Origin of the sequence: Streptomyces venezuelae (assembly GCF_008642295.1) — a bacterium.
Classification (GTDB): Bacteria; Actinomycetota; Actinomycetes; order Streptomycetales; family Streptomycetaceae; genus Streptomyces; species Streptomyces venezuelae_C.
The window spans coordinates 3,782,475-3,800,694 of sequence record NZ_CP029190.1 but is presented as its reverse complement, the minus strand read 5'-3'; the positions used below and the strand labels follow the sequence as shown (position 1 = coordinate 3,800,694).

The following is an 18,220-nucleotide window of genomic DNA, read 5'->3' as shown; positions in this document are numbered from 1 at the left end:
ACGGGGGCACACCGTGTGATGACGACGGTGTGCGAGAGAATGGCGGCATGGAGATGCCGAGGAGTGAACGGTCGCAGGACAGCCCCCCGCAGGTTCTGATCGTGGGCCAGGACGGGATGGCGGTCGGCGGCGCCGATGACGAGTCGCGCGAGGTCCCGGTGACGGAAATGGTCGAACAGCCAGCCAAGGTCATGCGGATCGGCAGCATGATCAAGCAACTTCTGGAAGAAGTCCGCGCTGCACCTCTCGACGAGGCCAGCCGGGTCCGGCTCAAGGACATCCACGCCTCCTCGGTGAAGGAGCTCGAGGACGGCCTTGCCCCCGAACTGGTGGAGGAGCTCGAACGCCTCTCCCTGCCGTTCACGGACGAGGCCATCCCCTCCGAGGCGGAACTGCGCATTGCCCAGGCGCAGTTGGTGGGCTGGCTGGAGGGTCTCTTCCACGGGATCCAGACGGCCCTGTTCGCGCAGCAGATGGCTGCGCGGGCCCAGCTCGAGCAGATGCGCAGGGCCCTGCCGCCGGGCGCTCCGCACGACGACGAGGACGGCCCGCACGGCGCCGTCCGCTCCGGCCCGTACCTCTAGGCAGGTCGCCACGAGGCGCGTTGCACAGGACTCCGTCCGCCGGCCTTCCGGGCCGTGCGGGCGGAGTTCCGTCGTCCCGGCCCGGTGTGGTCCACCGCGCCCTCGGCCGGGATCCCGATAAGCCCCGGGTAAGTAGGCGTCTGCGCCGGAAACATGAGCCACGCATACTCGGGGGCATGACCTACGACGCCATCGTGCTGGCCGGGGGCGCCGCGCGCCGCCTCGGCGGGGCCGACAAGCCCGGCCTGAGCGTCGGCGGGCGCGCCCTCCTGGACCGGGTCCTCGACGCCTGTACCGACGCCGGCACCACGGTGGTCGTCGGCGGCCGGCGGGTCACCGCCCGGCCGGTGACCTGGGCCCGGGAGGAGCCGCCCGGCGCCGGACCACTGGCCGCACTGGACGCCGGGCTCCGGCGGACCACCGCCGAGCTGGTCCTCGTCCTCTCCGCGGACCTGCCGTTCCTCGGCGCGGACACGGTACGGGCCCTGCTGGCCGCGCCCGCGGGCCGCGAGGGCGCGCTGCTGCGCGACCCGGCCGGCCGGGACCAGCCGCTCGTCGCCGCCTACCGTGCGGAGCCGCTCCGCCGCGAGCTCGCGCTGCTCGCCACGGAACACGGCAACCTCACCGGCCTTCCGCTGCGGGCGCTCACCGCGGAACTGGACCTGGCCCGTATCGAGGCCGAGCCGTCGGCTTCGTTCGACTGCGACACCTGGGACGATCTCGCGGCTGCCCGCGCCCGGATCAGAGAGCATGGGACCGTGCTGGACGAATGGATCACCGCCGTCAAGAACGAGCTGGGCATCGACCTCGCCGTCGACACCAAGACCCTGCTCGACCTCGCCCGGGACGCCGCCCACGGCGTCGCCCGGCCCGCTGCACCACTGACCACCTTCCTGGTCGGCTACGCCGCCGGGCAGGCCCGGGCCGCCGGTGCCGACCCGGCCGAGGCCGTGGCCCGCGCCTCGGAACAGGCTGCCGCGCTCGCCCTCCGGTGGGCCGCCGAAGCCGAGTCCGGCGAAGGGCCCGCATCCGGATGACCCCGCCCCACGTCCCCGGCACCCCCGGCGGCCCGGCCACGGCCGAGAGCGCGCTGGACGAGGCCCTGGAGTTCGCCGCCCGCCTGAGCCGGACCACCACCGCCCCGGACGCGCCCGAAGCGCCGGACGCCCCCGCGGGCCCGTGCCCGGCCGCGGCGACGGACCGGGAGGCGATCCCGGTGGAAGGCGCGGCCGATCTCGCCCTCCGGGCGGCTGCGATCGACACACCGGACCCGGAACAGCCCGAACAGCCTGAACAGGCCGAACCGCGCGATCCGAACGCATCGCCCCCGCTCGAACCGGCGGAACCGGCGGCAGCGGCGGAAGCCACGGAACCGGCGGAAGCCGCGGACCCGGCGGGAGCCGCGGACCCGGCGGGAGCCGCGGGAGCCGCGGACCCGGCGGGAGCCGCGGGAGCCGCGGACCCGGCGGGAGCCGCGGGAGCCGCGGACCCGGCGGGAGCCGCGGAACAGCCGGAACAGGCCGCGCCGGTCGAACCGGCGGGAGCGGCGGGACCGGCCGGGTCCGGGACGGCGGCGGCGGAGCCGAGCCGGCCCGGCGAGGCCACGGCCGAGCAGGCGCTGGACGAGGCACTGGCCCTGGTCGCCCGCAGCCCGGACGGCGGCGGGCATCGCACGGCCGGCTGGGCCCGCGCCCGGGACACGGCCGCGCGCGCCGGGTCCGGCCGTGCGGTCCGCACCCACCGGGTGCCACTGGGCGAGGCGCTCGGCGAGGTCCTCTCCGAGCCGCTGGACGCCCTCACCGATCTGCCCTCCTTCGACACCTCCGCCATGGACGGCTGGGCCGTCTCCGGCCCCGGCCCCTGGGCCGTACGGCCCGGCGGCGGCGTACTGGCCGGCTCCGGCCGGCCGGCGCCGCTCACCGACGGCGAGGCCGTCCGGATCGCCACCGGCGCCCGGATCCCCGCCGACACCACCGCGGTGATTCGCAGCGAGCACGCCCGGTTCGAGGAGGAGAAGGGCCGGCTCCACGCCGAGCGCACGGTCGTCTCCGGCCAGGACATCCGGCCGCGTGGCCAGGAGTGCCGTTCCGGCGACCGGCTGCTGCCGGCCGGCGCCCGGGTAACCCCCGCCGTGCTCGGCCTCGCCGCCGCCGCCGGCTACGACACCCTCGCCACCCGTCCCCGGCCCCGGGTGGAGATCCTGGTCCTGGGCGACGAACTGCTCACCGAAGGACTGCCGCACGACGGGCTGATCCGGGACGCCCTGAGCCCGATGCTGGGGCCCTGGCTGGGCCGGCTGGGCGCCGATGTCCTCGCCACCCGGCGGCTCGGCGACGACCCGGCGGGCGCCGAGGAGCTGTACCGCGCCCTCACCGGCTCCACCGCCGATCTGATCATCACCACCGGCGGCACCGCCTCCGGCCCTGTAGACCACGTCCACCCGGTCCTGACCCGGGCCGGGGCGGAACTCCTGGTGGACGGGGTGGCCGTCCGCCCCGGGCACCCGATGCTGATGGCCCGCCTGGATGAGGACCGGTACCTGGTCGGACTGCCCGGGAACCCGCTGGCCGCGGTGTCCGGGCTGCTGACCCTCGCCGAGCCGCTGCTCCGCGGCCTCGCCGGACTCGGCCCCCGCCCGCGGTGGACCGCTGCCGTACGTGACGATGTGCCCGGCCACCCGTACGACACCCGGCTGGTCCCGGTCGTACTGTCCGGGGAGTACGCCGTACCGCTGCGCTACCACGGGCCCGCGATGCTGCGGGGGGTGGCCGCCGCAGACGCACTGGCCGTCGTACCGCGGGGCGGTGCCCTGGCCCGGCAGGAGCTGGAGATTCTGGAACTGCCGTGGGCGTCCGCCGCGGGGGAGTGTTTCACGTGAAACTGCACGGCCAGGATGCGATGGCCCGCCACGCCGACGAGAAGCTCGTCTCACGACGGGTCAAACTCCCCCGGCGGGTGGTGGAGAAACCCCTCCGCCAGGTCGGCAAGCGTCTGCTGATGGCCTTGTTCGTGCTGGTCCTGACCGTTCTCCTGGTCTATGTCGACCGGGACGGCTATCACGACAACGCCAACGAGACCCTCGATTTCCTCGACTGCGTCTACTACGCCACCGTCACCCTCTCGACGACCGGCTACGGGGACATCGTTCCCTACAGCGACAGCGCACGGCTGATGAACATCCTGTTGATCACGCCGCTGCGCGTACTGTTCCTGATCATCCTGGTCGGCACCACTCTCGAGGTCCTCACCGAACGGACCCGGGAGGAGTGGCGACTGAACCGCTGGAGGAAGCAGTTGCGGGACCACACCGTGGTCATCGGTTTCGGCACCAAGGGCCGGTCGGCCCTGCAAACCCTGTTGTCCACCGGCCTGGAGAAGGAACGGGTGGTCATCGTCGACCCGAGCTCCAAGGTCGTCGACATGGCCAACGCCGAGGGCTTCACCGGGGTGGTGGGCGATGCCACCCGCTCCGATGTCCTGCTCCGCGCCGAGCTCCAGAAGGCACGTCAGATCGTCATCGCCACCCAACGGGACGACACCGCGGTACTGGTCGCCCTCACGGCCCGCCAGCTCAACCGGGGAGCGAAGATCGTCGCCGCGGTACGCGAGGAGGAGAACGCCCCGCTGCTGCGCCAGTCCGGGGCCGATGCCGTCATCACCAGTGCCAGCGCGGCCGGCCGGCTGCTCGGCCTGTCCGTCCTCAGCCCCAGCGCGGGCGCCGTGATGGAGGACCTGATCCAGCAGGGCAGCGGCCTGGACCTGATCGAGCGCCCGGTGACCAAGTCCGAGGCGGGCAGGAACGTCCGGGACACCGCGGACCTGGTGGTGAGCGTGCTGCGCGGCCATCGGCTGCTGCCCTACGACGATCCGCACGCCGGCCCGCTGCAACTGACCGACCGGCTGATCGTCATCGTCCGTGCGGCGCCGCCCGCCACCCCGGCGGTGACGCTGCCTCCCGCCGACTGACGGTGCGTACTACTGTCCGGGCCATGCATGCGATCACCATCCAGCAGCCCGGCGGCCCCGAGGCCCTGGTCTGGGCCGACGTCCCCGATCCGGTGCCCGGCGAGGGCGAGGTCCTCGTCGAGGTCGCGGCCAGTGCCGTGAACCGGGCCGATGTGCTCCAGCGACAGGGTTTCTACGATCCCCCGCCCGGCGCCTCCCGGTACCCGGGGCTGGAGTGCTCGGGCCGGATCACCGCCCTCGGCCCGGGGGTTTCCGGCTGGTCGGCGGGCGATGAAGTGTGCGCCCTGCTCGCGGGCGGCGGCTACGCGGAGCGGGTCGCGGTCCCGGCCGGACAGCTGCTGCCGGTCCCGGCGGGACTGGACCTGGTCACCGCCGCGGCACTGCCCGAGGTGGTCGCGACGGTCTGGTCGAACGTGTTCATGGTGGCCCATCTGCGCCCGGCCGAGACCCTGTTGGTGCACGGCGGGGCCAGCGGCATCGGCACCATGGCGATCCAGCTGGCCAAGGCGGTGGGGGCTCGGGTGGCCGTGACGGCCGGCGGTCCCGAGAAGCTGGCGCGGTGCAAGGAGTTGGGCGCGGACCTTCTGATCGACTACCGCGAGCAGGACTTCGTGGCGGAGCTCTTGGAGGCCACCGACGGGGCCGGCGCGGATGTGATCCTGGACATCATGGGCGCCAAGTACCTCTCGCGGAACGTGGCGGCGCTGGCGGTGAACGGCCGGCTCGCCGTGATCGGACTGCAGGGCGGGGTGAAAGCGGAACTCAACCTGGGGGCGCTGCTGTCGAAGCGGGCGGCGGTGACGGCGACCTCGCTGCGGGCCCGGCCCCTGGAGGAGAAGGCGGCGATCGTCGCGTCCGTGCGGGAGCATGTGTGGCCGCTGATCGAGGCCGGTCGAATCCGGCCAGTGGTGCACCGGACGTTCCCGATGGCGGAGGCGGCAGAGGCTCACAGAATGTTGGATTCCGGATCTCACGTGGGGAAATTGCTGCTCATTCGGTGATTCCGGCCGCTCCGGGTCCGATCTCGGTTTGATCTTGCTTCGCCGATTCAGTGGCTGATCTGTGACCTTCGTCCCTCTCCCTCGGGCCTTTCGCCGACATATAAGGTGAGCGTAAGTGCGACCATGTGATCGCATATATTCCTGAGCACACGTCATTCTTCAGAAAAGGTCAGCCCTTTCATGTCCTTCCCGCAGCAGCCCGACGCCAACGCGCCCTTCGGCTACGCCCCCAACGGTGTTCCGTACTCCGAGAAGTCCAAGGTCGTCGCCGGCGTCCTGCAGCTGTTCCTCGGCTGCTTCGGCGTGGGCCGCTTCTACACCGGCCACACCGGCATGGCCATCGGCCAGCTCCTGACCTGTGGCGGTCTGGGCGTCTGGGCCCTGATCGACGCCATCATGCTGCTGGTCGGCAGCAACACCACCGACTCCCAGGGCCGGGTTCTGCGCGGCTGAGCATGAGCCTGCCGAACACGCCTGCAGGGCCCGTACCGTGGAAGGTACGGGCCCTGCCGGCCGTGCTCGGGGCCGCGGCCGTGGCCGGCGCGGTGTACGTGTACGGGCACAGCCCCTACGACCCCGCGCAGCTGCTCCCGCAGTGCCCCTGGCGCTGGGCGACCGGCCTGTCCTGCCCGGCCTGCGGCGGCACGCGCATGGCGTACAGCCTGCTGCACGGCGACCTCGCGGGTGCCGTCCGGGCCAACGCCCTCCTGCTGGGCGTCCTGCCGCTGGCGGCCTTCGGCTACGGCCGCTGGTTCGCGACCACCACGCTGGAAGGCCGCCGCTACCGGCTGCCGCTGGGCCGCCGCGGCATCGCGGCGATCCTCACGATCGCCGCGCTCTGGACCGTCGCCCGCAACCTCTGAGCGCCTCCGAGGCCTACAGGCTGCGCAGCAGCACCGCCGGGTTCTCCACGCAGTCCGCGACATGGCGGAGGAATCCGCCGGCCGTTCCGCCGTCGCACACCCGGTGGTCGAAGGTGAGGGACAGCTGCACCACCTGCCGGACCGCCAACTCGCCCTGGTGCACCCAGGGCTTGGCGACGATCCTGCCCACACCGAGCATCGCCGCCTCGGGGTGGTTGAGGATCGGGGTGGAACCGTCCACTCCGAACACCCCGTAGTTGTTGAGCGTGAAGGTGCCGCCGGTGAGGTCCGCCGGAGCCAGCTTGCCGGTCCGGGCGAGCTCGGTGAGCCGGCCGAACTCGGCCGACAGGGCCTCCGGGTTCATGGACTGTGCCTGGCGGACCACCGGGACGACCAGACCGCGCTCGGTCTGGGCCGCAAAGCCCAGGTGCACCGAGGGCAGCCGGACGATCTCGTTCGCCGCGAGGTCCACCGTCGAGTTCAGCTCCGGGTAGCGGGCGAGCGCGGCCGTGCAGATCCGGGCGAGCAGCGCGAGCACCGATATCTTCGGGCCGCCGACCGCGTTCATCGCGGCGCGTGCCGCCATCAGCTCCGTCGCGTCCGCGTCCACCCAGCACGTGGCGTCCGGAATCTCCCGCCGGCTGCGCGACAGCTTCTCGGCGACCGCACCCCGCAGGCCCTTGAGCGGGATCCGCATCCCCTCCGCCGCAGCCGCGGCGGGCGCCGGGGCCACCGGCTCGGGGGCGCGCAGGGCCGCCTCCACATCGGCCCGCAGGATCAGGCCCTCCGGCCCCGACCCGTGCAGCCCGCGCAGATCGATCCCGTTGTCCCGGGCGAGCTTGCGCACCAGCGGGGAGATCACCGGAACGGGACCGCCGGCGGCAACCGCCGGAGCAGGGCCGGGCGCAGGTGCCGCGGCAGCGGCGGGCACCGGCACGGGCGCGACCACCGTTGCCGCGGGGCGGGCCGCACCGGCCGGCTCCGCCGGGCGGATCCGGCGCCGCCGGGCCGGCCGGGAGTGGTCGGTGCCATAGCCGACCAGCACATTGCCGGAGCCCGAACCGGAGCCGGACCCGGAACGGGAACCCTCGGCCGGGCCCGGGTCGGCGCTCAGCGGCTCCGCCGCCCCCGCACCGACCGCAACCGTGATCAGCGGGGCGCCGACCGGAAGCTCGGTGCCCTCCTCGCCGAACCGCGCCGTCACCACGCCCCCGTACGGGCAGGGCACTTCCACCATCGCCTTGGCCGTCTCGACCTCGACCACCGGCTGGTCCACGGCGACCACATCGCCCACCGCGACCAGCCAGCGGACGATCTCGGCCTCGGTGAGCCCCTCGCCGAGATCGGGGAGCTTGAACTCCATCACCTGAGGCATCAGTTCTCCCACTGCAGGCGGGCCACGGCGTCCAGGATCCGGTCCACACCGGGCAGATGGTGCTTCTCCAGCATCGGCGGCGGGTACGGGATGTCGAGCCCGGTGACCCGGAGCACCGGCGCCTCAAGATGGTGGAAGCAGCGCTCCGTGATGCGCGCGGCGATCTCCGCGCCGGGGCCGCCGAAGCCGTTCGCCTCGTGGACCACCACCGCCCGCCCGGTCCGCCGGACCGCGGCGACCACCGTCTCCTCGTCGAAGGGGACCAGCGAGCGCAGGTCCAGGACCTCCAGGTCCCAGCCCTCCTCGCGGGCCGCCTCGGCGGCCTCCAGGCACACCGGAAGCGAGGGGCCGTAGGTGATCAGGGTGGCGCCGGTACCGGGCCGCCGGACCACCGCCCGGCCGATGCCGGGAACCTCGGCCGGGGCGTCCGGCGACCATGCGGCCTTCGACCAGTACAGCCGCTTCGGCTCCAGGAACACCACCGGGTCGTCCGAGGCGATCGAGGCCCGCAGCAGGCCGTACGCGTCCTCCACGGTCGCCGGGGTGACCACGGTCAGGCCCGGGGTCGCCACGTAGTACGCCTCGGAGGAGTCGCTGTGGTGCTCCACCCCGCCGATTCCGCCGCCGTACGGCACCCGGATGGTGATCGGCAGCGGCATCGCGCCCCGGGTCCGGTTCCGCATCCGGGCGACATGCGAGATCAGCTGCTCGAAGGCCGGGTACGCGAACGCGTCGAACTGCATCTCCACGACCGGACGCAGCCCGTACATGGCCATGCCCACCGCCGCGCCGAGGATGCCGGCCTCGGCGAGCGGGGTGTCCGTGCACCGGTCCTCGCCGAACTCCTTCGCCAGCCCGTCGGTGATCCGGAAGACCCCGCCGAGGGTGCCGACGTCCTCGCCCATGACGTGGACCGTCGGGTCCTCCGCCATCGCGTCCCGCATCGCCCGGGTCAGGGCCTGCGCCATCGTGGCGGGCTTCGCCGCCAGTTGCGACACGGCCATCACTCGGTCTCCGCTTCCAGCTCGGCGCGCAGCATGGCCGCCTGCTCCCGCAGGTAGCCCGTCTGCTCCGCATACACGTGTTCGAACAAGTCCATCGGGTTCAGCACCGGGTCCGCGTTCATCTGCTCGCGCAGGGCAGCCGCCATCGTCTCCGCCGCCTCCTTGGCCGCACGTATGTCCGACTCGTCGAGGATCCCGCGTGCGGTCAGCTCGTGCTCCAGCAGCTGCACCGGGTCGTGCGCCAGCCAGGCCTCGACCTCCGCATCGCCGCGGTAGCGGGTGGCGTCGTCCGCGTTGGTGTGGGCCTCGATCCGGTAGGTGACCGCCTCGATCAGGGTCGGCCCGCCGCCGGACCGGGCCCGGGCTACCGCCTCGGCCAGCACCTCGTACACCGCGGCCACGTCGTTGCCGTCGACCAGCCGGCCGGGCATGCCGTACCCCACGGCCTTGTGGGCCAGGGTCGGTGCGGCCGTCTGCTTGGCCAGCGGGACGGAGATCGCGAAGCCGTTGTTCTGGACCAGGAAGACCACCGGGGCCTGCCAGACCGCGGCGAAGTTGAGCGCCTCGTGGAAATCGCCCTCGCTGGTGCCGCCGTCGCCGACCATGGCCAGGGCCACCACGTCGTCGCCGCGCAGCCGGGCCGCGTGCGCCAGCCCCACCGCGTGCGGCAGCTGGGTGGCGAGCGGGGTGCACAGCGGGGCGATCCGGTGCTCGTGCGGGTCGTATCCGGTGTGCCAGTCACCGCGCAGCAGGGTCAGCGCCTGCACCGGGTCCAGGCCCCGGGCCACGGCCGCCAGGGTGTCCCGGTAGCTGGGGAACAGCCAGTCCTGCTCCTCCAGGACCAGCGCGGCTGCGATCTCGCAGGCCTCCTGGCCGACCGTGGACGGGTACACCGCAAGCCGGCCCTGCCGGGTGAGCGCCGTGGCCTGGGCGTTGTACCGACGACCGCGCACCAGTTCGGCATGGCAGCGCCGCATCAGCTCGGGGTCGAGCTTCTCGGCCGCGGGCGTACCCAGCACCCGGTACGGCTCGGGGTCCGGGAGCAGCGGGGCGGCGTCCTTGCGCGGGCGCCAGGCAGGCGGCGGGGTGGGCCGGTAGGACGACGACGCACCGGCACCGGGCAGCTCTTGGACCGTCATGGCGGCGTACACCTCCTCGTGGGAAGCGGGCTGGCGGCGCACTGCGGTGTGAGGCGCCTCACCTACCGATTGTTCGATCGGGAGCGCATTTTGGCTACAGGCGGCTCCAGGCTGTGGACAAACGGATGTCCACAGCCTGGGATGGATACAGGACGTCCACGACAAGGAGGCCGGGGGCAATGGCGGATGAACAAATGGCCCGCTCGGGTGAGGTGCCCGCGCTGCCACCCCGGCCCCTCGATCCCATCGACCGCTCGATCATCCAGCTGCTGCAGAGCGACGGGCGCGCCTCGATCCGGTCGGTCGCCGAGCAGGTGCACGTCTCCCGTGCCAATGCCTATGCCCGGATCAACCGGCTGATCGACGACGGGGTGATACGCGGGTTCGCGGCCCGGATCAATCACGAGCGGGCCGGACAGGGGGCCTCCGCCTACATCACGCTGAAGATCGTCCAGAACTCCTGGCGAACGGTCCGCGAGAAGCTCCGCGAACTGCCCGGAGCCGCGCACATCGCCCTGGTCAGCGGCGATTTCGACGTACTGCTGCTGGTCCACACCCCGGACAACCGGACGCTGCGCGAGCTGGTCCTGACCCGCCTGCAGTCCATGCCGGAGGTGCTCTCCACCAGGACGCTGCTGGTGTTCGAGGAGACGGACCTGGCCGCGGACGGCTCGGTCCTGACCGGGCCGCCGGTGGGCGAGGAGTAGGCCACCCCGTACGCTCCCCCCGACACTTCGATGATCATCACGGGGGATGGCATGAGGCAGGATGCACCGGTTCTGGACGCATTGACCCTGACGGGTGACCACGTCCGGCTGGAACCACTGGCCCAGCGGCACCACGACGGGCTGTGCGAGGCGATCCGCGACGGCGAACTGTGGAACCTCGCCGTCACCCTGGTCCCGCATCCCGACGAGGTCCGGTCCTGGATCGACGACGCGCAGGCGGCGCACGCGGCGGGCACCGATCTGGCCTTCGCGACGGTCGACCTGGCCACCGGCCGCATCGCGGGCTCCACCCGCTATCTGAAGGTGGTCCCGGAGCACCGCCGGCTGGAGATCGGCTGGACCTTCATCGGCCGCTCCTGGCAGCGCACCGCCGTCAACTCCGAGGCGAAGCTGCTGATGCTGGGCCATGCCTTCGAGACCCTCGGGATGCAGCGGGTCGAGCTGCTCACCGATGCCCGCAACGCCACCTCGCGGGCCGCGATCGCCCGGATCGGCGCCACCCAGGAAGGCATCCTGCGCCGCCACATGGTGATGTGGGACGGCGCCGTCCGCGACTCGGTGGTCTTCGCCATCACGGACGAGGACTGGCCGGCCGCGAAGGCCGCCCTCACCGCCCGGCTGGCCCGCCCGGCCGCCCCCCGCTGACCGGGCGGTGCGGCAGCTGGGAGGTGCGGTGGCTAGGAGGTGCGGAGGCCCTCGAAGGCCATCCGGACCACCGCGTCGGCCAGCGCGTCCGTCTCCCGGGAATCCGCGTCCGGGTGCGGCCGGTACCACTCGACCAGCGAGTTCACCATGCCGAACAGCAGCCGGGTGGCCAGTCGTATGTCCACGTCGGCCCGCAGGTCGCCGTCGGCCGCGGCGGCCTTGAGCAGGTCCGCGACCCGGTGGTCGAATTCGCGGCGCCGCTCCAGCGCCCAGCGCTCGGTACGGGTGTTCCCCCGGACCCGCAGCAGCAGGGTGACGTACGGCAGTTCGGCGAGCAGCACCTCGACGGTGCGCCGGGTGACGTACTCGACCTGCTCGATGGGGCGGCCCCGGGTGGCACCCGCCTCCTCGAGGATGCCGAACAGCCCGTCGAGGGCCCGGCTGACGGCCCGGCGCAGCAGCTCCTCCTTGCCCGCGACATGGTGGTAGATCGAGGACTTGGAGATTCCGGCGGCCTTGGAGAGGTGCTCCATCGAGGTGCCGTCGTAGCCGCGCTCGTTGAAGATCCGGACGGCGACGGCGAGCAGCGTCTCGGGGGTGTAGGTGTCCCGGCGGGCCGTGGTCATTCCGCTGCGCCTTCCGCGTCGGCGCCGCTGCCGGCTTCGGCATCGGCTTCGGCATCCGCATCCGCATCCGCCTGGTAGCCGAGCCGGTACAGCGCGAGCGAGGGCGCGTAGCGACCGCCCGGAACCCGCTCGTCCAGGTGGTGCAGCAGGTCGTACGCCCAGTCGCGGCCCAGCCGGTCGTGCCATTCGCCCGGTCCGAGCGGGTAGTTCACGCCCAGCCGCATCGCGGTGTCGATGTCCTCTGCGGTGGCCGTGCCGCGGGCGACCGCATCGGCGGTCAGGTCGATCAGCATCGCGACGGTGCGGGCGACGATCATGCCCGGGACATCGCCGATGACACTGACCTTCTTGCCGAGCCGCTGGAACAGGCCGACCGCCTCGGCGAGGGTCTGCTCGGAGGTGTCCTCGCAGGCGGACAGCGCAATCCGGGTGGCACCCCGGTAGTCGAGGGCGAGGTCGAAGTAGACGACGTCGGCGAACTCGATCGCGGTCTTGCCGTCGGCGAGGACCAGCTGGCCCTCCCCCGGCAGCTGGATGTACGGGCCGCCGGACGCGACCTCGGTGACCTCGATCCCGGCCTCCCCGATCAGCTCGACCAGGCCGGCCGCGGGCCCCAGGTCGCCGACCACGGTCACGGCGGCCGGGGGCTCCTCGGGACCGGCGGTGTGCGGCACCGGAGCCTTGGCGTCCGGTCCGTACGCGTACCAGCCCTGCCCCGATTTGCGGCCCAGCCGGCCGGACTGGACCAGCCGGCGCTGCGCGAGCGAGGGCAGGAACTTGGGGCTGCGGAAGAAGGACTCCCACACCGAGCGGGTGACGGCCTCGTTCACGTCCTGGCCGATGAGATCGGTGAGCTCGAACGGGCCCATCCGGAAGCCGCCGCTCTCGCGGAGCACGGCGTCGATGGTGGCGGGGTCGGCGCCCTGCTCCTCGTACACCGCGAAGGCCTCGGCGTAGAAGGGACGGGCGATCCGGTTGACGATGAAGCCCGGGGTGTCGGCGCAGCGGACCGGGGCCTTCCCCCAGCCGATCATCGTCTCGTATGCGCGCTCGGCGGCCTCGGGGTCGGTGGCGTACCCGCTGACCACCTCGACCAGCGGAAGCAGCGGCGCCGGGTTGAAGAAGTGCAGGCCGAGGAACCGGCCGGGGTGCGCCAGACCGGCGGCGATCTCGGTGACGGAGAGGGAGGAGGTGTTGGTGGCCAGCAGCGCGTCCGGCGCGACCACCTCCTCCAGCGCGGCGAACAGCCGGCGCTTGACCCCGGGGTCCTCGACGACGGCCTCGACGACCAGCGCCGCCCCGGCCAGCTCGGCCAGGTCCCCGGCCGCATCGATTCGGCCGATCGCGTCGTCGGCCTCTTCCCGGTCCAGCCGGCCCTTGTCGATCAACCGGACCAGGCGGTCCCGTACGGCGTCCCGGCCGGCCCGGGCGCGCTCCTCGTCGACGTCGTGGATCAACACGCGGTGACCTGCGAGAAGAGCGACCTGGGCGATGCCCTGGCCCATGGTCCCGGCCCCGACGACCGCCACGGTGCGGGAGCGCTCGATAGCTGTCATGTCCCCGATCCTCTCGCATGGGTTGTCCACAGGGGGACGCAGGCCCTCTTGTCCCGACCGATCGTTCGGTTACTCTAACTCGTGTCTGCTCCGCTACGCCCGGCTCAACGAGGAGTTGGTCTTGATGGCCGCCGCCGACCTGTCCGCCGCTCAGCTTTCCGACAAGCACCGACCCACGCTCGATGCGGCCCTGGACGCCATCCGCAGCCGCGCCTACTGGTCCCCGCACCCCGAGCACCCCAAGGCATACGGGGAGACCGCCCCGGCCGACGGCCTGAAGGCCTTCGAGGACGTCCGCCACTCGCGGCTCGACCTCGGCCAGCCCGGCACCGACGGCTGGACCGGCGGCGAGGTGTCGCCGTACGGGCCGGAGCTGGGCGTGGAGTACCCGCACGCCGACCCGGACGTACTGCTGCCCGCCATGAAGGCCGGCATGGCCGCCTGGCGGGACGCCGGACCGGAGGCGCGCGCCCTGGTCTGTATCGAGATCCTGGCCCGGATCGGCGCCCGCACGCACGAATTCGCCCATGCGGTGATGCACACCAGCGGCCAGGCCTTCATGATGGCGTTCCAGGCCGGCGGCCCGCACGCACAGGACCGCGGCCTGGAGGCGGTGGCGTATGCGTACGAGGAGCAGACCCGGGTTCCGGGCGCGGCCGACTGGTCGAAGCCGCAGGGCAAGAAGGACCCGCTGAACCTGGGCAAGACCTTCACCGCCGTGCCGCGCGGCATCGCGCTGGTCATCGGCTGCAACACCTTCCCCACCTGGAACGGCTACCCGGGCCTCTTCGCCTCCCTGGCGACCGGCAACGCGGTGCTGGTCAAGCCGCACCCGCGGGCCGTGCTGCCGCTCGCCCTGACCGTGCAGGTGGCGCGCGAGGTGCTGGCCGAGGCGGGCTTCGACCCGAACCTGGTCGCCCTGGCCACCGAACACCCGGGGGAGGGCATCGCCAAGACCCTGGCGGTCCGCCCGGAGATCAAGCTGATCGACTACACCGGCTCCACCGCCTTCGGCGACTGGCTGGAGACCAACGCCCGGCAGGCGCAGGTCTACACGGAGAAGGCCGGCGTCAACACGGTGGTCGTGGACTCCACCGACAACTACAAGGGCATGCTCGCCAACCTGGCGTTCTCCCTGTCCCTCTACAGCGGCCAGATGTGCACCACCCCGCAGAACCTGCTGATCCCCCGCGAGGGCATCGCCACGGACGACGGCCACAAGTCGTATGACGCGCTGGTCGCCGACCTGGCCGGCGCCGTGGAGAAGCTGCTGGGTGACGACGCCCGGGCCAACGCCCTGCTGGGCGCGCTGGTCAACCCGGATGTGAAGGCGCGGCTGGAGGCGGCGGCCGGGCTCGGCGAGGTCGCCCTGGCCTCCCGTGAGGTCGCGAACCCGGACTTCCCCGACGCCGTGGTCCGTACGCCGGTGATGGTCAAGCTGGACGCCGCCAAGCCCGACGACTCGGCCCCGTACCTGTCGGAGTGCTTCGGCCCGGTCTCCTTCGCGGTGGCCGTGGACTCCACCGACGACGCGCTCGGCCTGCTGCGGCGCACCGTCCGGGAGAAGGGCGCGATGACCGTCGGCGCGTACACCACCTCGGCCGACACCGAGCGGGCGATCGAGGAGGTCTGTCTGGAGGAGTCCGCGCAGCTCTCCCTGAACCTCACGGGCGGGGTGTATGTGAACCAGACCGCGGCCTTTTCGGACTTCCACGGCTCCGGCGGCAACCCGGCGGCCAACGCGGCCCTGTGCGACGGCGCGTTCGTCTCCAACCGGTTCCGTGTGGTGGAGGTCCGCCGCCAGGCGTAGCTGCCACGCAGCCAGGTGCCCGCGCCCCGGCTCTGCCGGGGTGCGGGCGACCCGGCGGCAGCCTAGGCGCCGCTGCCCGCGTCCTCGGCCGGCGGACCACCCCAGTGGAAGAGGGTCATGGCCACGCTGGTGGCGAGGTTGTAGCTGGAGACCTGCGGGCGCATCGGCAGCGAGACCAGCCGGTCGGCCCGGGCCCGGAGCTCCGGGGACAGGCCCTGCCGCTCGGAGCCGAAGGCCAGCACCGCGTCGTCGGGCAGGGTGACGGCGCGGATGTCCGCCCCCTCCGGGTCGAGTGCGTACAGCGGGCCGGGCGGCAGCGTGTCGAGGGTGACCCGGTCGACGGTGGTGGCGTAGTGCAGGCCCGCACCGGCCCGCACCACGTTCGGGTGCCAGGGGTCGAGATCGCCGCGGGTGACGACGCCGGTGGCGCCGAACCCGGCGGCGAGCCGGACCACGGCGCCCACATTGCCGAGGTTGCGGGGGTTGTCGAGGAGGACGACGGGCGCACTGCGGGGCAGCCGGTCCAGTGCCGCCCGCCCGGCGGCGGGGTCCGGCCGGACGGCCAGGGCCGCCACCCGGGTCGGGTGCACCCGGGCCACCAGCTCCCCGAGCGGGCCGGGCCGGACCAGGGCGGCGAGGTCCTTGCGCACGTCGGGGGCGAGGTCCTCGGCCAGTGCGAGCACCGCCTCCGGGTCCTCGGCGACCACGGCCCGCAGCTCCGCGCCGAACCGCAGGGCGTGCTTCAGCGCATGGAACCCGTCGAGCAGGACGACCCGGTCGTCCGCCGCCGCCTCCCGCCATGCCCGTACCGTGTCCGCCGCCTGCTGTCCGTCGCTCATGCGCACGAGCCTACGAGGCCTCCGAGGCCTCCGGAGCCGCTGCGGGCCCCCGGCCCGCGGGCGCACCCACCGTCTCCGGCCCGCCTCCCGCGCCCTCGCCCGCGACGCCCGCGCCCTCGCCGTCGTGCGGACTGCGCGGGTGCGGAGGACGCGCGGCGGCTGCCGGGGCGGACCGGGCGGGAAGCCGCCTCCGCAGGGCCGCCGCCCTGGCCCCCGCCCACAGCAGGAAGGCCGTCGGCAGGAACACCGCATCCGCCGCGATCATCGCCAGCGAGAACACCGGCAGCCCCAGCAGCACCGCGATCCCCAGGTGCTCCAGCACCATGACGGCCAGCAGCACGTTCTTGATCCGCCGGTTGAACACGGTGAACGGGAAGGCGACCTGGACCGCCACCGTCCCGTAGGTCAGCAGCATCACCAGGGTCCCGCTCCCCGCCACCAGCGCCGACAGCGCGGGCCAGGGCGTGAAGTAGTCCAGCCCCAGCGGGTAGTACAGGGCGGTCCCGTCCTGCCAGCGCGAGCCCTGGATCTTGTACCAGCCCGCCGTCGCGTAGATCAGGCAGACCTCCGCCATGATCACCAGCAGGGCCGCGTTGTGCACCATGTTGGCCAGCACGTCGAGCAGCGCCCGGCCGTCGCCGGCCGGCTCGCGCCGCTCCACCGCCCACCACAGGCCCTGAACAATCCACAGCCACAGGAAGAACGCCGACCAGCCGGTGCCGAGCCGGTCCGTGGCCACCGCGTACACCAGACACAGGCCGAGCACGCCCCAGAGCAGCGGCCCGGCGACTCCCCGCGCGGGACCCGCCCGGGCGGTCCGGCGGGCGTCCAGCGACCACACCTGGGCGCACCGGGTCAGCACCAGGTAGACCGCCATCAGGTGGACCACGTTGTCGCCGCCGTCGCCCATGAACACGCTGCGGTTCTGGAGGGACAGCACTCCCACCATGAACAGCACCGAGGAGGCCCGGGTGTGCCAGCCGAGCAGCATCAGCACCGAGGACAGCACGGCCAGCGCGTAGACGGCCTCGAACCAGACGGCCGAGTCGCTCCACAGCAGCACGGTGAACGCGTCGTTGGACGCCACCAGGCGCTGGGCCAGGTCGAAGCCCCAGGGGCTGTCCGGCCCGTACAGCTCGCGGCGGTGCGGGAACTCCCGCAGCAGGAAGACCAGCCAGGTGGCCGCGAAGCCGATCCGGACCACTGCGCTCTGGTACGGGCCCAGGGCCTGCCCGGTGACCTGGGCCAGGCCGCGCCGGACCGCGGCGAGCGCGGCGGCCACCGGACCGGTCTCCGGACCGGCCACCGCTCCGGTCTCCGGGCGGCTCACACGGTCCACCACGGGAGCTCCCGGAAGTAGGTCTGCGTATCGGTGTTCTCGGAGCTCCACTTCGGCGCCGGGACCGCCGTGGTCGCCGAGCGCAGCTGCACCTTCAGCACCCGGCCCCCGGGAAACTCCGGCCGGAGCCGGCCCAGGACGATCCGCTGGAGGTAGGCCTCGGAGAGTTCGCCGCGCTCGCCGGTGGGGCGGTTCTCCTCGTCGTGCGAGCCGGTGAAGAAGTCCCAGGCCCGGCGCAGCTCGTTCTGCTGCACATGGCTGGGGAAGGGATTGCCGCGTATCGCGGCGCCGTCCTCCGCCGAGAGGTCCCGCCAGCCGGTGGTGATCCGCTCGCCCTCCGCCGTCCGCACCTGGGCGCGGGCCTCGACGGCGATGTTCTGTTGCAGCGGGTTGGGGGCGAACAGCTTCCAGTTCTGTTCGAACTCGGGGTAGATCCATTCGTCGACCGTCTGCGCGTGCCGCTTGCCGACCGTATTGGCCGGTGCCACGTGCAGGAAGACCAGGGCGAGGTGCAGGGAGCCGGCCACGGCGACGGCACCGAGGGCGAGGGCGGCGACGACCCGGTACGGGGTGGGCAGGGCCGCGATCCCCCTGCTTTCCGCGTTCTCCCCGATCTCCCCGTGCTCCCGGCGCTCCCGGTCCGCCCGGTTCCGGTCCGAATCCATCCCGTTCCCATCCGCTCCGGCGGAGCGCTGTCCACAGCGAGTAGCCCACAGAGGTTGACACCCTACGGGCCGCCGTCTCA

The 18,220-nt window shown here is 72.9% G+C and carries 18 protein-coding genes; 10 read left to right on the top strand and 8 right to left on the bottom strand.

From position 1 onward, the window contains the following. Positions 1-47: 47 nt before the first annotated feature. The 7 genes from DEJ50_RS16795 (at position 48) to DEJ50_RS16765 (ending at position 6,414) form a co-directional block, all read left to right on the top strand. Complete coding sequence (locus DEJ50_RS16795; protein WP_150208799.1) at positions 48-584, top strand: bacterial proteasome activator family protein; 537 nt, start codon at positions 48-50, stop codon at positions 582-584. Between the two features lie 176 nt (positions 585-760). After that, positions 761-1,621, top strand: a complete 861-nt coding sequence (locus tag DEJ50_RS16790; RefSeq protein WP_150208798.1) for an NTP transferase domain-containing protein — start codon at positions 761-763, stop codon at positions 1,619-1,621. Beyond that, a complete protein-coding gene (locus DEJ50_RS16785) occupies positions 1,618-3,462 on the top strand; it encodes a molybdopterin molybdotransferase MoeA (protein ID WP_411757616.1) in 1,845 nt (614 codons plus the stop codon). Before DEJ50_RS16790 ends, DEJ50_RS16785 begins: the two co-directional genes overlap by 4 nt. A 20-nt stretch (positions 3,463-3,482) precedes the next feature. Next, entirely contained in the window at positions 3,483-4,550 is a 1,068-nt protein-coding gene (locus DEJ50_RS16780; RefSeq protein WP_150212178.1) for a potassium channel family protein, read from the top strand. Between the two features lie 23 nt (positions 4,551-4,573). Then, positions 4,574-5,551: an NAD(P)H-quinone oxidoreductase gene (locus DEJ50_RS16775; RefSeq protein ID WP_150208797.1), complete on the top strand. Its 978-nt coding sequence runs from the start codon at positions 4,574-4,576 to the stop codon at positions 5,549-5,551. Between the two features lie 180 nt (positions 5,552-5,731). Then, entirely contained in the window at positions 5,732-6,004 is a 273-nt protein-coding gene (locus tag DEJ50_RS16770; RefSeq protein ID WP_150208796.1) for a TM2 domain-containing protein, read from the top strand. Between the two features lie 2 nt (positions 6,005-6,006). Further along, on the top strand, positions 6,007-6,414 hold the full coding sequence (locus DEJ50_RS16765; protein ID WP_150208795.1) for a DUF2752 domain-containing protein: 408 nt from the start codon (positions 6,007-6,009) through the stop codon (positions 6,412-6,414). 13 nt (positions 6,415-6,427) lie between these two features. On the opposite strand, the gene DEJ50_RS16760 is transcribed toward DEJ50_RS16765, so the two are convergent. The 3 genes from DEJ50_RS16760 to pdhA are packed head-to-tail and all read right to left on the bottom strand — an operon-like array spanning position 6,428 to position 9,932. Next, entirely contained in the window at positions 6,428-7,789 is a 1,362-nt protein-coding gene (locus tag DEJ50_RS16760; protein WP_150208794.1) for a dihydrolipoamide acetyltransferase family protein, read from the bottom strand. Continuing rightward, entirely contained in the window at positions 7,789-8,793 is a 1,005-nt protein-coding gene (locus tag DEJ50_RS16755; protein ID WP_411757615.1) for an alpha-ketoacid dehydrogenase subunit beta, read from the bottom strand. Before DEJ50_RS16755 ends, DEJ50_RS16760 begins: the two co-directional genes overlap by 1 nt. Next, entirely contained in the window at positions 8,793-9,932 is a 1,140-nt protein-coding gene (pdhA, locus tag DEJ50_RS16750) for a pyruvate dehydrogenase (acetyl-transferring) E1 component subunit alpha (protein ID WP_150208793.1), read from the bottom strand. Before pdhA ends, DEJ50_RS16755 begins: the two co-directional genes overlap by 1 nt. Before the next feature lie 179 nt (positions 9,933-10,111). Here pdhA and DEJ50_RS16745 point away from each other — a divergent pair, with 179 nt between their 5' ends. Then, positions 10,112-10,639, top strand: a complete 528-nt coding sequence (locus DEJ50_RS16745) for an Lrp/AsnC family transcriptional regulator (RefSeq protein ID WP_150208792.1) — start codon at positions 10,112-10,114, stop codon at positions 10,637-10,639. A gap of 51 nt (positions 10,640-10,690) precedes the next feature. After that, positions 10,691-11,305, top strand: coding sequence for a GNAT family N-acetyltransferase (locus DEJ50_RS16740; RefSeq protein ID WP_150208791.1), 615 nt, complete (start codon positions 10,691-10,693; stop codon positions 11,303-11,305). Between the two features lie 32 nt (positions 11,306-11,337). Here DEJ50_RS16740 and DEJ50_RS16735 read toward each other — a convergent pair whose 3' ends face one another. Next, a complete protein-coding gene (locus DEJ50_RS16735) occupies positions 11,338-11,931 on the bottom strand; it encodes a TetR/AcrR family transcriptional regulator (RefSeq protein ID WP_150208790.1) in 594 nt (197 codons plus the stop codon). Then, entirely contained in the window at positions 11,928-13,487 is a 1,560-nt protein-coding gene (locus DEJ50_RS16730; RefSeq protein WP_150208789.1) for a 3-hydroxyacyl-CoA dehydrogenase, read from the bottom strand. The genes DEJ50_RS16735 and DEJ50_RS16730 overlap by 4 nt, the downstream gene beginning before the upstream one ends. A 124-nt stretch (positions 13,488-13,611) precedes the next feature. Between DEJ50_RS16730 and paaN the strand changes: the two genes are divergently transcribed. Then, positions 13,612-15,297 (top strand): phenylacetic acid degradation protein PaaN, encoded by a 1,686-nt coding sequence (gene paaN / locus DEJ50_RS16725; protein ID WP_150208788.1) that lies wholly within the window; start codon positions 13,612-13,614, stop codon positions 15,295-15,297. Positions 15,298-15,359: 62 nt separating this feature from the next. Here the strand turns inward: paaN and DEJ50_RS16720 are convergent, their stop codons facing one another. Genes DEJ50_RS16720 through DEJ50_RS16710 form a run of 3 tightly spaced genes read right to left on the bottom strand, consistent with a single transcriptional unit; the run spans position 15,360 to position 18,140 of the window. Further along, the gene (locus tag DEJ50_RS16720) at positions 15,360-16,136 is read right to left on the bottom strand and encodes a TrmH family RNA methyltransferase (protein ID WP_150208787.1); all 777 of its coding nucleotides are present in this window, start codon (positions 16,134-16,136) and stop codon (positions 15,360-15,362) included. A 10-nt stretch (positions 16,137-16,146) separates the two neighbouring features. Beyond that, positions 16,147-17,478 (bottom strand): HTTM domain-containing protein, encoded by a 1,332-nt coding sequence (locus tag DEJ50_RS16715; RefSeq protein WP_411757614.1) that lies wholly within the window; start codon positions 17,476-17,478, stop codon positions 16,147-16,149. Beyond that, complete coding sequence (locus DEJ50_RS16710; protein WP_317852545.1) at positions 17,463-18,140, bottom strand: DUF5819 family protein; 678 nt, start codon at positions 18,138-18,140, stop codon at positions 17,463-17,465. Before DEJ50_RS16710 ends, DEJ50_RS16715 begins: the two co-directional genes overlap by 16 nt. Positions 18,141-18,220 lie beyond the last annotated feature (80 nt).

Excerpts from the sequence above, each read along its gene's own strand:
- DEJ50_RS16795 (WP_150208799.1), top strand. The coding sequence starts at position 48 with ATGGAGATGCCGAGGAGTGAACGGTCGCAGGACAGCCCCCCGCAGGTT.
- DEJ50_RS16790 (WP_150208798.1), top strand. The coding sequence starts at position 761 with ATGACCTACGACGCCATCGTGCTGGCCGGGGGCGCCGCGCGCCGCCTC.
- DEJ50_RS16785 (WP_411757616.1), top strand. The coding sequence starts at position 1,618 with ATGACCCCGCCCCACGTCCCCGGCACCCCCGGCGGCCCGGCCACGGCC.
- DEJ50_RS16780 (WP_150212178.1), top strand. The coding sequence starts at position 3,483 with ATGGCCCGCCACGCCGACGAGAAGCTCGTCTCACGACGGGTCAAACTC.
- DEJ50_RS16775 (WP_150208797.1), top strand. The coding sequence starts at position 4,574 with ATGCATGCGATCACCATCCAGCAGCCCGGCGGCCCCGAGGCCCTGGTC.
- DEJ50_RS16770 (WP_150208796.1), top strand. The coding sequence starts at position 5,732 with ATGTCCTTCCCGCAGCAGCCCGACGCCAACGCGCCCTTCGGCTACGCC.
- DEJ50_RS16765 (WP_150208795.1), top strand. The coding sequence starts at position 6,007 with ATGAGCCTGCCGAACACGCCTGCAGGGCCCGTACCGTGGAAGGTACGG.
- DEJ50_RS16760 (WP_150208794.1), bottom strand. The coding sequence starts at position 7,789 with ATGCCTCAGGTGATGGAGTTCAAGCTCCCCGATCTCGGCGAGGGGCTC.
- DEJ50_RS16755 (WP_411757615.1), bottom strand. The coding sequence starts at position 8,793 with ATGGCCGTGTCGCAACTGGCGGCGAAGCCCGCCACGATGGCGCAGGCC.
- pdhA (WP_150208793.1), bottom strand. The coding sequence starts at position 9,932 with ATGACGGTCCAAGAGCTGCCCGGTGCCGGTGCGTCGTCGTCCTACCGG.
- DEJ50_RS16745 (WP_150208792.1), top strand. The coding sequence starts at position 10,112 with ATGGCGGATGAACAAATGGCCCGCTCGGGTGAGGTGCCCGCGCTGCCA.
- DEJ50_RS16740 (WP_150208791.1), top strand. The coding sequence starts at position 10,691 with ATGAGGCAGGATGCACCGGTTCTGGACGCATTGACCCTGACGGGTGAC.
- DEJ50_RS16735 (WP_150208790.1), bottom strand. The coding sequence starts at position 11,931 with ATGACCACGGCCCGCCGGGACACCTACACCCCCGAGACGCTGCTCGCC.
- DEJ50_RS16730 (WP_150208789.1), bottom strand. The coding sequence starts at position 13,487 with ATGACAGCTATCGAGCGCTCCCGCACCGTGGCGGTCGTCGGGGCCGGG.
- paaN (WP_150208788.1), top strand. The coding sequence starts at position 13,612 with ATGGCCGCCGCCGACCTGTCCGCCGCTCAGCTTTCCGACAAGCACCGA.
- DEJ50_RS16720 (WP_150208787.1), bottom strand. The coding sequence starts at position 16,136 with ATGAGCGACGGACAGCAGGCGGCGGACACGGTACGGGCATGGCGGGAG.
- DEJ50_RS16710 (WP_317852545.1), bottom strand. The coding sequence starts at position 18,140 with ATGGATTCGGACCGGAACCGGGCGGACCGGGAGCGCCGGGAGCACGGG.